Here is a 12,770-nt window from a genome sequence, read left to right as displayed (position 1 = left end):
ATGAAGCGTATCGACACCAAGGCAACAGACACATTAATTGGTGCAAGCACGATATGTGAAGGTAAAATCATGTCCGAGGCCAGCCTCCGCATCGAAGGCCAACTCAATGGCGACATTGAATGTGCAGGAGATATTACCATTGGCGAGAACGCTGTTGTGCAATCGAATATCCATGCCCGTGATGTCATCGTTGCCGGCAAGGTGAAAGGCAATATCCATACCAAAGGCAAACTGATCGTAACCAGCTCGGGTGTATTGGTTGGCAATATTGATGTACGCTCCTTCATTATCCACGATGGTGGCATTTTCCAAGGCAGCAGCGCCATGAGCCTCGCATCCGCGACTGAAAGAGGCAGCGGCGGCAAAGTCATTGACGCTAAAGCGCATAAGCAGCAAAAAACGGAGCAGCAGGCTGCATCAGGAGGCAATTAAGTAAGAACTAGCTTTGTTTCCATGTAAAGAAACGCCCTGATGAATGATGAAGCCTCTAAGCCGCTTCATTCATCAGGGCGTTTTCCATGGATCTACCACTAGCCTATTCTTTACTTTCCATTCTTCACTTCATTGAGCATGGATAAGTCAACGAAGCTGCTAAGATCAAGCTCATCTTCCTTTATGCCCTTAATGTATCGGGCCTCAATAGAAACTTTCGCCATCATCTCCATCACCTTGATGTTCACATCTGTGGTCAGCTTCAAACGACTAAGGGAAGCTTTAATCAAGCTTTTGTCCATCCCTTTTCCGCTATATTTCTTTAACTGATTGTTGATGAGGTCATAAGCTTGATCCGGACTATTTTGGATGAATGCGATGCCATCCATATTCGCTTTGATGGCTCCTTTTACCATATCTCGATGATGCGCGATAAACTCGTCGCTCGCCACCATGATAACCGTAGGATAATCGCCATTGTTCGGCGGTATAGCCTGCCAGTCAACAATAACCTTGCCGAGTCCGGCCTTTTCCAATTGTGTGCCCCATGGTTCGGGTACGAGTGTAGCATCGATCTCCTGCTGCCGGAAAGAAATAAGCGTATCAGAGGGAGAGCGTACAATGAGGTGAGCGTCGTTCACTGACTTCCCTACCTGCACACCACCTTGTTTAAGCAGCATGCGCAGCGAAATTTCGTTGGTGTTTCCTTTGGACGGAATCGCGATTGTTTTATTCGCTAAATCTTTAACGCCATTAATTCCTGCACCATTCCGTGCTACAAGCACCGCGCCGCCATTATTAGAACCAGAAACGACCCGATAATTGTTGCTTTTCAAAAAGAACGTCGTGGCAGGTCCAGGTCCAACAAAGCCCACATCGATATCGCCTGTCGACATCGCGATGGATAAGTCGGATCCGTTATCAAAGGCTGTGACCTCGATTTCGACATCGCTCCCCCACTCTTTGGCGAAATAGCCTTTTTCCAGAGCGATGTAAGCCGCGGCGTGCGTCACATTTTTGAATACGCCAAGACGTACTTTCTTAGCCTTACCTGTCGACGTGAGCGCTTCCCCGCAAGCGCTTAACAAAGAGGACAACAGTAACAGCAGTGTCAGCAAACCTATCCATTTTCTCATCCGATGCGCCTCCACTACGACTTCGAGCCTGCGAGGCCATAGCGCTCCAGCACTTTATCTTCGAGTTTCTTAAAGCAGAAGTGGTCAGAAACCGTTCCCAGCACGGCAATGATGATTACAATACATAACATCAGTGACGTATCTCCAAGATTACGACCGTCCTGCAGCAGTTGTCCTAGGCCCGCTCCTTTGGCGATAAGCTCACCGGCAACAAGCGCACGCCATGCGAACGCCCAAGCCGTACGGACACCGTTGATCAAATGAGGGAACGCCGCAGGAATCATCACCTGCACGAAAAGATTCAAGCCATTGCCCGTTCCCATCGTCTGCGCGGCGCGCAAATAAATCGGCGGGATGTTCTTAATCCCGGTACGGCTAGCCAACGCCATCGTCCATGTAGCTCCAAGCGTAGTAATGAAAATGACTGAAGATTCGTTAAGACCGAACCAAATAATAGCAAAAGGCAGCCAAGCAATACTTGGAATCGTTTGCAGCGCAACAACCACAAAGCCAAGCGTATCATCCAATAACCGGTAGCGCGCAAACAAGAATCCTAATGTTGTGCCAATCAGCAGAGACAACGCAAAAGAAATCAACAATCGAATCATACTGGCACCCGTTGCTGGCAGCAATTCCCCATGTACCAATCCGTCATAAAAGGCTTGCAGCGTCTGGGTGACTGAAGGGAATTTCCATCCCCAACCAAATATCCTAAATCCCGCCTCCCACGCTATCAGAAGCAGTACCAGAAAAATCGTTCTTCTTAATGATGTACTCATCGCCAGTCTCCTCCCTTACCACTTTCTCCAATTCATCCGCTAATGCATCCATGATCGAATTCTCGACATGATGAAGCACGGTATCAGCGCTCTCGCGAGGTCTTGCGGCTTTCACCGCAAATTCCTTCTTAATCGTGCCGGGACGAGTTGACATGACGAATACGCGATCCGACAGGATCACCGCTTCCCGAATGTTATGGGTAATAAAGAGGATCGTTTTGCGCGTACGCATCCAGATTTCTTCTAATTCTTTATGCAAAATGAGACGTGTCTGCTCATCCAAAGCCGCGAAAGGCTCGTCCATGAGCAAAATCTCTGGGTCCATCGCAAGTGCCCGAGCAATAGCCGCCCGCTGCTTCATGCCACCGGACAGCTCATGCGGATAACGGTCGGCAAAGCGGCTAAGGTGGACCGATTTAATGTGCTCCACGGCCAGCTCATGGCGTTCTTTCTTGGCCATGCCTTTCTGCTTCAATCCGAAAGCGACATTGTCCAGCACCGTGAGCCATGGAAACAAACCATGTTCTTGGAAGACAACGACACGGTCTGCTCCAGGTCCGGTTACCTTTTTCCCATTGACCTCGATTGTTCCCTCACTAAGCGTATCGAAGCCTGCCACCAGATTCAAAACGGTTGACTTTCCACAGCCGGAAGGCCCAAGTAGGGAGACAAACTCCCCTTTTCCAATCGTTAACGAAATATGGTCCAACGCCTGGTAGCTGCCGCCTATCCGCTGGACAAACGTCTTGCTGACTCCAATCAAAATGAGTACCTCCACTCGGGCATGTCCCGTCGTTGTCCTTCCCTGCCTGCACGCAGTTGATCTTAGAAAAGCATCTTTAACCCGGCCAAGCCAAGCCCGATGATGAATCCGCATATGGCACCGTTCACTCGAATCCACTGTAGGTCCTTGCCAATCTTATCTTCCATCAGCTCGATCAGTTTATCGTTGTTCAACTTGTCCAAATTTTCTTTCACAAGTTGGCCGATTTTACTATGGTTTTGCTCTAGATAGGCAACAATTTGGTGTTGAATCCAGCTCTCTCCACGTTGTAATAAATCCGCGTTTGCTTGCACAGAAACGATTATTTTGCGAATCATCGGTACGACATACTGAGGAACAAAATGCGGCTGATCTACAAATTCCTCTGCCTTTTCCTTTAATCGCTTCAAGAGGCCCGAGATTTTGTCATCAAGCTCGAACATATCCGGCAGCTTGCCTTTCAAACCTTCCATTTCCGCCAAAAGCCGCGGATTGCGCTCCAGCTTGCCAAGCTCACTGCGAATAAAGCCAAGAACCGCATCCCTGCGTGGATGGTTCTTCGTTCTCATCTGTTCGATATAGGATAACAAGAAGTTTTGAATAATGTTGCCGAGCTTCTCCTCACTAACCATCCCCATAAAGGCGTTGACTGCGAAAGCCATGAAGCCATTGGACTGCAATCCCTCAAACGCTTTGACCGCCATGCCGCCCAGTTGATCCCGCGTTTCCGATTTAATCGCCCATGCTTCGACTTTATCAATAACGAAATCAAAGGTCTTGCTGTCATAACCGCCCTCTATAATGCTATCGACAATCGTACGAACAAGTCGGCTTGTATCCACATCCTGCAGTGCTTTGCGAATTTCCTCCGCTAACAGCGGTGTTAATTTCTCCAAGTCAATCGCTTGCAAAGCTTGCTTCGCCAGCATTGTGATTCCCTTGTGAAGCGCTTCATTGTCCAAATGCGACTCAGCCAATTCCAATCCGCGGTCCAAGAAACGAATTTGCTGCAATCTTGCGCGAATGGTCTCTTTCGACAATAGTTCATTTTCAACGGTAGATACAAGGGCTTTCGTAATTTTTTCGCGATTTTTCGGCAATAAAGCCGTATGTGGAATCGGAATACCTAACGGATGTCGAAATAGCGCGCTGACCGCAAACCAGTCCGCAAGACCGCCAACGACGCCTGCTTCAAAGCCACCTTGCAAAAAGCCCCCCCATAAGCTTGAAGAAAAGGGAAGGGTAGCTGCAAAACCAACGCCCATAACACCTAAAGATACTGTCGCTATATACTTTGCTTCTCTTTTCATAGTGGTAACATCTCTTTCTAGTCGTAGTGGATGAATCCTTCGTTCTATTTTATCACAAAATGCGACGAAAACCGTTCTTGATCCTTTATTTGTTGAATACACTTTCATGTTGCCCCATATGACTGCGCAATCGCATCTTAATGACCAATCCAGAACTGCCTCTTTCATCCGATACCATGATTCAGCTATCAAGGGACATTTACCCTGTTGTGCTTGCCTACTGCCAGTTTGAAGGGTACATGCAGTACTTACGCATTCAAAACAAAGTCATCCTCTCGCTGACACCTGTTTATTTTAACGGTACTCTCCTAGAAAATGCGGAGTATTTGCGTATCCTGCGTCATTCGTGAATATCAACATACCGAATTGCTCAGTCGGCTTACGTTGCGATTCCTTGAACATCACTTACCTGAAACATGCTATTTCCTACATAAGCTGGCGACCTATAATGTGGAAATTTTGGCCCTGCCCAACTGCTCACTGACGAAACCATCGTTTAGATGAAGCAAAGGACTGACTTCCCCTTATGGGAGAAGACCAGTCCTTCTTTACTGTTAAACCTTATCGCTCGCCTTCCCATTCTGCGTAGAATTGTTCCAGATACTGTTCCATGAATCGATGCCGCTCCTCGGCCAACTGCTTGGCGTAGGCTGTATTCATAAGCTCCTTCAGCTTAAGGAGCTTCTCATAAAAATGATTGATCGCGGTATCGTTTCCACCGCGATACTCCGCTTCCGTCATCTGCTCGCGTGGGATGACGGAAGGATCGTGAATCGGGCGTCCCTTCCAGCCCGAATAAGCGAACACGCGCGATATGCCTACCGCGCCTATAGCATCCAGCCGGTCGGCATCCTGCACGACCTTGCCTTCCAGCGTGCGCATCGGCGGTCGCGCGCCGCCCTTGAACGACATCGTGCTGATGATCTCCAGCACGTGCTGCACTTGTGCCGCCGGCGTACCGCTGGCGGCGAGCCATGCCTCCAAATCCCGCTGCGCAGCGGCGGGGTCGGCGTTCAGCTTCTCGTCGACAACGTCGTGAAGCAGTGCAGCCAGCTCGCATACGAAGCGGTCAGCGCCTTCTTGTGCGGCGATACGCCTTGTCGTTTGCACAACGCGATAAATATGCCACCAGTCGTGCCCGCTGCTATCGCGTTCCAGCTTTGCCTTCACAAGATCTTCAGCAGCGAGCAGAATATCCCTCTGCTCAGCAAGAAGCTCTTGCTCTATCTTAGGATTCTGACTCTCTTCGCTCGGTTTCATTTCTTCTTTTTCCTCTTTTCTTCGAGTGGCTTAGCATCCAGTTCTTTAACCTCTGTGTACTTCTGAATCATTTTTTTGAAGTTTTTCCCGTACTTATCTTCCAGCTTTGATCCCATATCCCGCTTAAGCTCATAAATAACCAAATGTTGAAAAAAACTATTGAGCAGCTGCTCTACCATTGCAGGATGTTCTGTCAGCATCGCCAGTGTCGGCTCCCCGCCACCTCGCGTCCCAATAATCGCCAGTTTGCGATCCAGCAGCAAAGTGAACTTCCGCCCGCTGCGTTCCTGCCAAACCTCTTCGCGTCCATGTGTGAACTGATGTACGCCAGCCGGCAGTTCAACTTCACCTTTGGTCGAGACTAGCAAGTTCAAGCCATTCTCTTGGCCATAACGCAAATCTTGCTTCAGCAGCTCCGTTTCTTCCGACCACAGATCGCAAAGCACCTCTTCCTTCGCCTTTCTCAGCTCTGTACGAATGCGCTCAACAACCTTCGTGTCTCCCTCTAGGCTGAAGTACTCAGAACGGTGTGCCTCTTGCTTGGGCATATGCGCCTTCACGTAGCGGATCGATGCCTGCAGCTCCGCTTCAATACGCTCGCCGATTTCCTCGATCGGCACGCTCTGATAATGCGTCGGCTCACCATGACTGGTGAGCAGCGCCCCCTTCTCCGCGAGCTTTTGGAGCGCGGAGTAAACGTTCGAGCGTGAAACGCCAAGCTGCTTGGCGATTTCGTAACCCGTCTGCGTGCCGCTAACCGCCAGTACGTGCAGGCACTTGGCTTCAAGCTCCGTAAAGCCTAGATTTCTCAAATGCAGCAAAACATCCTCCATATCGGCTCCTCTTTTCATAAGTATGATTTATAGTAGTCCTCATTAAAACTACTATAAATCATTTCTTAAACTCCGACAACATTTTCCTGAAAATTCAGTTGAATTCAGCCAACTTATCGGTCAAAAATGTTCAGCCATTTATTCGAACGGCCCGACATCTGCAGCATTATTTTCATTTTGTTGTTGACAATGATAATCATTATCAAATAATATGAGGATGGCTATGATACAACGATAAAACATGAATACATACTATAAAACAGTGGAGGGATACCTGTGTCGAAAATCATTATTGTATATGCAAGTATGTCAGGAAATACGGAAGAGATCGCAGAAGCGATTGCTGACGGCATAAGAGAAGCAGGGATTGAGCCTACTGTGAAGTCCGTTATGGATGCGAACGGTCAGGAATTGGCGAACTATGACGGCGTTCTGCTTGGTGCATATACATGGGGCGATGGCGATCTGCCGGATGAATTTGAAGATTTCTACGAAGAAATGGATGATTTGAATCTGCAAGGACGCAAATCCGCGGTATTTGGATCTGCTGATTCCTCTTATGCACAATTTGGCGCCGCCGTAGACACGCTTGAAGCTAAGTTGGCTGAAATTGGCGCTGAGAAAGTGTTGGATGGTTTGAAAATCGAATTGAACCCCTCTAAAGAAGAAAAGCTATTTTGCTTGGAGTTCGGCAAGAAGTTCGCAGCTTCACTTGGCGTTATAAACTAATTGATATCGGCATAGTGGAAGGATCGGGAAGGAGCAACAGGTATGTCTGACATCAGGTTAATCGAGGATTACAAGCTGGAGGCGTTCATGGTTGATCGCCTTCAAACGATAGATTCCAGGCCAAGCAAGCAGCCGAAAAAAGATGTGAAGTGGTCTCAGTTAGTACAATACGCAGTAAATTACGTCATTCACGATCTCTACGCCTTACCTCAGGAACAGCGCACAGCCGAATGTGTCGCTGCCTTGGTAGAGAATCGATGGACGAATCGGCATTACAAATTTGAGTCCTTTGCCCATTTCAAAGCTTGCAAACAGCTTGTTATTGATAATCTAACCAAGTATGTGAAACAAATGCCTTGCAGCATTCATCCGATTCTTCTATTTGAACAATGGAGATCAACCATCCCTCCGTTGAATGTAGAGTTGTCCATGATTTTTCAAGTTGCCTTTATGCCTCCTGCTTCAGAAGCGTCCGGTCTCGTCATTCAGAAATTCATCGTTGAGGATCAGGTAACACTGATATCCACATTTGTACATATGACTGCTGTTTTTTGCTTGCATGCTTTCGGACACATACCCGACAGAATCGAAGTCTACTCGATGTTAAGCGACAATGTATATAGTTATCGGCCTCATCGCGAAAACATCTCATCCTCCTATGATTATATGAAATTAGTTGCTAGCTGCCTGTATGAGTCCAAACAACAGCAACTGCATTTAAATTGAAAACCTACAATGTTTCGACTTCGGCGATCTCAATGTAAGCCATACTTTTGAGCTCATCATACACTTCGGACGCATATTTTCGATCAATGAACACGATAAAGTTCAACTCCTGCTGCTCTTGGTTGAGCTCCTTGATATGAACACTCTTCATTTTATACCCTTTTGCAATAATGTCCTTAATGATTGTCGTTAAATTCCCGTCATGGGATACAACCAGCCTTACTCGCAAATCTTTCATAATCAAAGGTCTAGGACCCATTTTTTTAATATAGTATGGCAGAACGATCACGCTAATCATAATAAGCACCAGTCCAAAAAAAGCTTCAACAAAGAACCCCGCTCCAACTGCGATCCCAAGGCCTGCTGCTCCCCAGATCATGGCGGCGGTCGTCAAACCTATAATGACATCATTATGCTTTCGAAGTATAACCCCAGCCCCGAGAAACCCGATTCCACTCACTACTTGCGCCGCAAGCCGCATCGGATCCATCACATGCAGTCCCGCAACCGCATATTTATTGGCTGATTCTATCGAGACGATGGTTAGCAAACAACTGCTTAAACAGATGACTAACGATGTTTTCAAACCGAGAGGTTTATTGCGAACCTCTCTTTCCAGACCAATAATTAAACCGAAAATAGCCGAAATCCCTAATTTTAATAAAATATGAAAATCTATTGCTTGCATCTATCATTTCTCCTTTTATGCGACAGCCACAGTTGTTATTGACCACGTGATAATTAAAGTAACCTTTACAATATATTAATATTTCTCTTATGTAAACTATAACATAGAAGTCAACCTATCATTTTCAATTCCCTTTTTGATTGTGAAAACCAATAAAAATTACACAAAAAAACTACGTCAGAAGCAAAGCGCTTCTAGCGTAGTTTCCTATTCCTTATATGCGGAAGCGATACCCTGCTCCCCAAATCGTTTCGATATACTGTGGGTTGGACGGATCTTGTTCTATTTTCTCTCTTAATTTACGAATGTGTACGGTGACAGTAGCAATTTCTCCCATTGAATCCATCCCCCATAGAAGGTCAAAAAGCTGATCCTTACTGTAAACACGATTCGGATTCGTCGCTAAGTGAGTAAGCAAATCGAACTCTTTCGTCGTGAAAACGACTTCCTTCTCATTCACGAAGACGCGGCGCGCGCTTTTATCAATCATCAAGCCGCGAATACGGACTTCATCGTTCTTGAACTCGCGTTTCCCCATCAAACGCTCATAGCGGGCTAAATGAGCCTTCACTCTGGCAACCATCTCACTGGGGCTGAATGGCTTGATAATATAGTCGTCAGCACCAAGACCGAGACCGCGAATCTTATCGATGTCTTCCTTCTTAGCCGAAACCATCACGATCGGAATGTCCTTCTCACTACGGATTCTACGGCAAATTTCAAAGCCATCTACTTTAGGAAGCATGAGGTCGAGAATGATTAAATCATAATGATTGGAGAGTGCTCTTTGAAGCCCTTTGTCGCCACTATTTTCAATATCTACCTCATAGCCGTTGATTTCCAAATAGTCCCGCTCCAGCTCAGCGATACTCTGCTCATCCTCTATGATCAAAATGCGATTCATCCTTCATTCTCCCCTTGCTTGCGATTGCTTACAGGTAATGCCATGTAAATAGTTGTACCGCGCCCTAATAAACTGGTAGCTCCGATTCTCCCCCCATGCTCCTCCATAATCTGTTTGGCAATGGCGAGTCCGAGTCCACTCCCTCCTGTCATCGTATTGCGTGAAGGGTCGGCCCGGTAAAATCGATCGAAAATATGAGGCAGCGCTTCTTCGGAAATACCTTGACCGCTGTCTTTTATTTCAACGATGGCATAACCATCATACTCTTTCACATTAAGTGTGATGCGACAGTTGTCTTCATCACTATATTTAACCGCATTTTCGATAATGTTCAGGAGAACGCGTTTAAGCTTTTCGCGGTCGGCCGTAACGAGCAGTGGTGACTTTGGAAGCTCATCCAGCACAAATTTAACACCTTTTTTCTCCATATCAAATTGTAATTCCTGTGCGCAATCCTGCACGTATTGTCCTAAGTCGACGATTTCGAAATAAAAGGACACTTTGCCCAGATCAAGCTTGGAAAACAGAAAAAGTTCATCGATAAGCCGATCCATGTCAGCAGCTTTGTTGTAAATGGTACGAACATATTTATCCAGTTTATCCGGCGAGTTGGACACTCCGTCTATAATCCCTTCCACATAACCTTTAATCGCGGTTACCGGCGTTTTGAGATCATGTGAGATGTTGGATATAAGCTCTTTCCGGTTTTCTTCATATTGCAGCTGAACCTCAACGGATCTCTTGAGTCTGCGGCGCATTTCCTCAAAGGCAGTACTGAGCTCACCGATTTCATCATCGGAACTCGATACGACCTCGAAATCCAGATTGCCTTCTTTGATTTCTTCCGCTGCTCGTTTAAGCTCTCGCAGGGGTCTGATGATGCTGCGGGAAACGAAATAAGTCAGAATGCCGTTCGTACCTATGAGTATGAGAATGAACGTAACAATCACCGACTTGGAAAACTGATGAAGGTACTTCTGAAAAGGACTACCATCCAGAAAAACGAAGACCGAGCCTTTACTCTTATCGGAGAATAAGAAATCCTGCTGCCGCGTTATCCATAAAGAACCTTGATTTCGCTGAAACTGACCGGATGAAGTGCCAAAAACAGGCAGCATCGTTGTATTCTCAGCCTCTCCTTGCTTTAAATATGGAGAGATATAGGTGATCTCTTTATCCTTGCGAATGATGAGTCCCATATTAATTTTATGGAATCGCTCTTCCAAATCTTTCACGAACGTAGGGTCCAAAAAAATGTCCGGTTCTACATCCATCTTAGCTTTCATATAAGCGACGTTTTCCAATTCCTGATCGACGACGCGCTTGATCGGATTGCCTTGAGAAAAATCGACCTGAAACACAGATTTTAAATTACCTAAGGTAGCGATGCTGATTAGTATTATGGCTAGCCCTGAAAGCACAAGCGGTACAAGCAGCATGGCTATATAAGAAAGCACCAGCCGTAAGCGAATCGACATCGGTTCAGATCTCCTTTTTATCGAATACATAAAATCCTGCTGTAAAAAACAATATACTACACGCAACTAAAAACATAAAGATACTGCTGATCTTGCCTACAGCCATCGAGCTGCCAATCCAAAGTAAATGCCAATCCGTATAGGCCGCTGGTGAGTAAGTTGCAAGCTGCGGAATGACAAAAGCCGCTACCTTTAACACCAAATATAATAGAATACTCACTGTCAAAGATGAGCTGCTGCTGGAAAAAAACTGCGCAAGACAAACCGCTAATAGACTTAGTGTGAGGAGAGGAACTACAGATGAACCATACGCCAAAAACCAGTTGAATACAGCACGCAAGCCGCCCACCTGTTGGAACAGCAATGTAGAAATAGCGGAAGCCAGCAAGGCTACGAATAAATAGAGCACAATATAGATGCCTAAAGCGATCTGTTTAGATGCAAACACGTTAAATCGAGAAATTGGACGCGTCAATGTATTTTTCATTGTACGATCACCCATCTCGCCAGAGAATACATCCGCGGCACCTGTAAATATAAAAAGAGGGAGGAATATACTAGTAAATAAACCGAGCATAAGGATGGGAAAATCCTGCGAAGTAATCGCCCCGATACCTATACCGCTTTGGAGACGCGCCAGCAAAAGACCGGCGATAATAGGGAGAAGAAGTAGGACCGCGAGAAAAAAGATCGTCTTCTTCTTCGATGCGATTTTGATCGTTTCATTCCAAACGTTGGCAGTTAGGCTATGCATGTGCAGCGATCCTCCTTACTTCATTAATTTCCCGCAAGTACGCCTCTTCCAGTGTTGCGCTTCCCTTCACGAGATCAGCGACGAGTCCTTCCCGCACAAGTTTTCCTTGATGAATAATTCCCATCCGATTACACATCAGCTCCATCTCATGGATCAAATGACTGGAAACCAAAAATGTAATTTGTTCTTCTTGGGCGAGACGCATGATGATTTCACGGATATGGACCATCCCTTCAATATCGAGCCCATTCGTTGGCTCATCAAGGATGAGCAGTTCCGGCTTGGATAGCATCGCTGCCGCGAGACCGAGACGCTGCTTCATGCCCAGCGAATAACCCCCTACTTTTTCGTACTGATAAGGAGTTAAGCCAACGATCTCGAGCACCTCATCCACTCGCTGCTTCCCGATCTCCGGATAAAAGCGGGCCGCCTGTTCCAGATTACGTCTACCGCTCATATACGTGTAAGCCTCCGCTGTTTCAATCAGCACCCCAACCTTCGCCATGGCCTGCTCATATTGTGTGGCAATGTCATAACCAAAAAGCTTAACATTCCCCCCCTGCGCTCGGGTCAAGCCGGTCATGATTTTCATAACTGAGGTTTTACCAGCCCCATTAGGCCCAAAAAAACCATAAATATCGCCTTGCTGTACGGTCATATTCACTTGATGAATGCCGCGTTTATTCTTATATATTTTCGTAAGATTGTTAATTTCCACCACAGGCTTCATAGCCAGGCCGCCCTTCTAAGGAAAATAGAGAAGCAAAGATCATTTCTTAGCCTCTCTACTGCTTTCTTCTACTAATGCTTAGCACTCCAGTTCACATGAGACTTTTCATCGAACTTCACATTCTCCACTTGCTTCCCGTTCAAATCAATCGTATCCGGCGTTGTGGCATTCAAACTAGATAGGCTCATATTAACCTGCAGCAATAAATCATGTGCTGCGCCTTGTGCATCTTTACCGGAAATGTGAAT

At 46.4% G+C, this 12,770-nt stretch carries 15 protein-coding genes; 4 read left to right on the top strand and 11 right to left on the bottom strand.

From position 1 onward, the window contains the following. Positions 1–432: a bactofilin family protein gene (locus FU659_RS25790; RefSeq protein ID WP_147950198.1), complete on the top strand. Its 432-nt coding sequence runs from the start codon at positions 1–3 to the stop codon at positions 430–432. Between the two features lie 110 nt (positions 433–542). Here FU659_RS25790 and FU659_RS25785 read toward each other — a convergent pair whose 3' ends face one another. The 4 genes from FU659_RS25785 to FU659_RS25770 form a co-directional block, all read right to left on the bottom strand. Further along, positions 543–1,568 (bottom strand): ABC transporter substrate-binding protein, encoded by a 1,026-nt coding sequence (locus FU659_RS25785; RefSeq protein WP_147950197.1) that lies wholly within the window; start codon positions 1,566–1,568, stop codon positions 543–545. 14 nt (positions 1,569–1,582) lie between these two features. Beyond that, positions 1,583–2,347 carry an ABC transporter permease gene (locus FU659_RS25780; protein ID WP_147950196.1) on the bottom strand — a complete coding sequence of 255 codons (765 nt, stop codon included), beginning with the start codon at positions 2,345–2,347 and terminating at the stop codon, positions 1,583–1,585. Then, a complete protein-coding gene (locus FU659_RS25775; RefSeq protein WP_261808048.1) occupies positions 2,280–3,110 on the bottom strand; it encodes an ABC transporter ATP-binding protein in 831 nt (276 codons plus the stop codon). Before FU659_RS25775 ends, FU659_RS25780 begins: the two co-directional genes overlap by 68 nt. A 62-nt stretch (positions 3,111–3,172) precedes the next feature. Beyond that, on the bottom strand, positions 3,173–4,420 hold the full coding sequence (locus FU659_RS25770; RefSeq protein ID WP_187274400.1) for a DUF445 domain-containing protein: 1,248 nt from the start codon (positions 4,418–4,420) through the stop codon (positions 3,173–3,175). 140 nt (positions 4,421–4,560) lie between these two features. On the opposite strand from FU659_RS25770, the gene FU659_RS35815 reads away from it, so the two are divergent. Beyond that, entirely contained in the window at positions 4,561–4,770 is a 210-nt protein-coding gene (locus tag FU659_RS35815) for a hypothetical protein (protein ID WP_187274399.1), read from the top strand. A 211-nt stretch (positions 4,771–4,981) separates the two neighbouring features. On the opposite strand, the gene FU659_RS25765 is transcribed toward FU659_RS35815, so the two are convergent. Together FU659_RS25765 and FU659_RS25760 are read right to left on the bottom strand one after the other, a co-directional pair. Beyond that, positions 4,982–5,680: an HD domain-containing protein gene (locus FU659_RS25765; protein WP_147950193.1), complete on the bottom strand. Its 699-nt coding sequence runs from the start codon at positions 5,678–5,680 to the stop codon at positions 4,982–4,984. Further along, positions 5,677–6,513 (bottom strand): TrmB family transcriptional regulator, encoded by an 837-nt coding sequence (locus tag FU659_RS25760; protein WP_187274398.1) that lies wholly within the window; start codon positions 6,511–6,513, stop codon positions 5,677–5,679. The genes FU659_RS25765 and FU659_RS25760 overlap by 4 nt, the downstream gene beginning before the upstream one ends. A gap of 276 nt (positions 6,514–6,789) precedes the next feature. Between FU659_RS25760 and FU659_RS25755 the strand changes: the two genes are divergently transcribed. Together FU659_RS25755 and FU659_RS25750 are read left to right on the top strand one after the other, a co-directional pair. Beyond that, positions 6,790–7,242, top strand: a complete 453-nt coding sequence (locus tag FU659_RS25755) for a flavodoxin (RefSeq protein ID WP_147950191.1) — start codon at positions 6,790–6,792, stop codon at positions 7,240–7,242. A gap of 42 nt (positions 7,243–7,284) precedes the next feature. After that, a complete protein-coding gene (locus FU659_RS25750) occupies positions 7,285–7,968 on the top strand; it encodes a hypothetical protein (protein WP_147950190.1) in 684 nt (227 codons plus the stop codon). 4 nt (positions 7,969–7,972) lie between these two features. On the opposite strand, the gene FU659_RS25745 is transcribed toward FU659_RS25750, so the two are convergent. The 5 genes from FU659_RS25745 to FU659_RS25725 form a co-directional block, all read right to left on the bottom strand. Beyond that, a complete protein-coding gene (locus FU659_RS25745) occupies positions 7,973–8,647 on the bottom strand; it encodes an MgtC/SapB family protein (protein WP_147950219.1) in 675 nt (224 codons plus the stop codon). A gap of 223 nt (positions 8,648–8,870) precedes the next feature. Beyond that, complete coding sequence (locus FU659_RS25740; RefSeq protein WP_147950189.1) at positions 8,871–9,560, bottom strand: response regulator transcription factor; 690 nt, start codon at positions 9,558–9,560, stop codon at positions 8,871–8,873. Continuing rightward, positions 9,557–11,038: a sensor histidine kinase gene (locus FU659_RS25735; protein WP_147950188.1), complete on the bottom strand. Its 1,482-nt coding sequence runs from the start codon at positions 11,036–11,038 to the stop codon at positions 9,557–9,559. Before FU659_RS25735 ends, FU659_RS25740 begins: the two co-directional genes overlap by 4 nt. 4 nt (positions 11,039–11,042) lie before the next feature. Continuing rightward, positions 11,043–11,792, bottom strand: a complete 750-nt coding sequence (locus FU659_RS25730; protein WP_147950187.1) for an ABC transporter permease — start codon at positions 11,790–11,792, stop codon at positions 11,043–11,045. After that, positions 11,785–12,522, bottom strand: a complete 738-nt coding sequence (locus FU659_RS25725) for an ABC transporter ATP-binding protein (protein ID WP_147950186.1) — start codon at positions 12,520–12,522, stop codon at positions 11,785–11,787. Before FU659_RS25725 ends, FU659_RS25730 begins: the two co-directional genes overlap by 8 nt. Positions 12,523–12,770: the final 248 nt, after the last annotated feature.

This window comes from Paenibacillus sp. N3.4, assembly GCF_008017805.1.
GTDB lineage: Bacteria > Bacillota > Bacilli > Paenibacillales > NBRC-103111 > Paenibacillus_E.
This window is presented reverse-complemented; position numbering and strand designations above follow the sequence as displayed.